Origin of the sequence: Alistipes sp. CAG:268 (assembly GCA_000434235.1) — a bacterium.
Taxonomy (GTDB): domain Bacteria; phylum Bacteroidota; class Bacteroidia; order Bacteroidales; family Rikenellaceae; genus Alistipes; species Alistipes avistercoris.
Map to the genome: position 1 here is coordinate 1 of FR891999.1, position 1,530 is coordinate 1,530.

Consider the following 1,530-nt stretch of genomic DNA (forward strand, 5'->3'; position numbering starts at 1 on the left):
CTGACGGGTGCAGCCGGGACGCTGGACTTCGCGACCGATACCTACGGAGCCGCTTCGAACGTCGTGCTGCCCTTCACCAGGATAACCGAAGGGGATGATGCCGGCAAGTGGAAAGCCACGGTGCGACTGCTGGGTGTGACCGGCACGGAACAGTTGCTGACGGGCGAAATCCGCTATGCCGACGGCAACCCGCGTCCCACGACGCTGGAGAGCGACCTCTCGGAAGCTCTCAAGGAGTTCAACGCGAAGAAGACCGAGCCTCTGACCCTCGGCGGAACGCTGGTTGAGACCCCCGAAGAGGCCGAATTTTCGGAATTCGAGATCACCGGCTGGGAAGAGGTGGACGCAGAAGATGTAAATGTGACCCTGTAACAGAAACGATATAAAATATAAAAAACAGATTTACAATGAGAGCCCGATTCTTTGCTTTCGCAGCGCTGGCACAATGAGAGCCCGATTTTTTGCTTTCGCAGCGCTGGCATTGACACTTGCCGCCTGTAACAACGACAACGAGAACCTGAATGACGGCCCGGTAGCCGCCCAGTTTATCGCCGACATTTCGCCCGCTACCCGCGTCAATTCGGAAGGAACCGAGTGGACCGACGGCGACCGCATCGGCGTCACCGGCGCAGGCTTCACCAATGTGCCCTACAAGAGAGAGAACGGTAAGTTCGTGACCGACGGTACGACCATCTATTTCAATGACACCGAAACGCATACCTTCCATGCCTACTATCCGTATCAGGCTGAGGGCGGAACGGTGACCGTCAGCACCGCAGCCGACAAGCAGGGCACGGACATCGACTTCCTCTTTGCCTCGGGAGCCACGGGCGACACCCACAACCCGGAGGTGAGCTTCACCGACAAAACGAAGGATGGCGGCCCAGACAACTCGTTCCACCACTGCATGAGTCTCATCAAGTTCACCTTCAAGGCAGGCGATGGTCTCATTTTCAACGAAACGGAACCTGCCGGCTACACGTTGTATGGGCTGAAGCTCGAAGGCACTTTCGACACGGCTACGGGCACGACTGCCGTAACCGCAGCCGCCGACTCGCCGATTACCATGCAGCTTAACGGTGCCACCGCTTCGCAAGTCATCATTCTCCCACAGGAAGTGACCAAGCCTCTTGAACTGAGCGTGTCTTACAACGGACTGAGCTACAACGCCCAACTGAAACTGCCTGCTACACCCACAGACAATTTCTACACAGCAGGCTATGCCTACACCTACAACGTAACGCTCAAAAATAAGGACATCGAGGTGAGCGACCCCACAATTACCCCGTGGGAATCCGGAGATTCGAACGATGCAAGTGCAGAGTTGTAATCCCCGCACACCGCTGCCCCGGCGAAAGCGTCAAGCCGGAGCTGCCCATAGACACGATGGTGCGACGGCCGCCTTCGCAGGCGGCGGCAGCACAAAACGAGAACAAATAAAAAACAACCTGATATGAAGAAAAGAGATTCCATCCATCTGCTTCTCGCCGCAGCCTCGCTGCTCCTTGCCACGACTGCCTGCACGAAGGA

Annotated in this window: 1 protein-coding gene and 1 pseudogene; both read left to right on the forward strand. The window is 56.8% G+C overall.

Annotation, left to right across the window (positions count from 1 at the left end):
- Positions 1–372, forward strand: a pseudogene (locus tag QZL63_RS05585) (FimB/Mfa2 family fimbrial subunit); the annotation flags it as partial.
- Between the two features lie 73 nt (positions 373–445).
- On the forward strand, positions 446–1,330 hold the full coding sequence (locus QZL63_RS05590; RefSeq protein WP_022308348.1) for a fimbrillin family protein: 885 nt from the start codon (positions 446–448) through the stop codon (positions 1,328–1,330).
- Positions 1,331–1,530: the final 200 nt, after the last annotated feature.

Excerpts from the sequence above, each read along its gene's own strand:
- QZL63_RS05590 (WP_022308348.1), top strand. The coding sequence starts at position 446 with ATGAGAGCCCGATTTTTTGCTTTCGCAGCGCTGGCATTGACACTTGCC.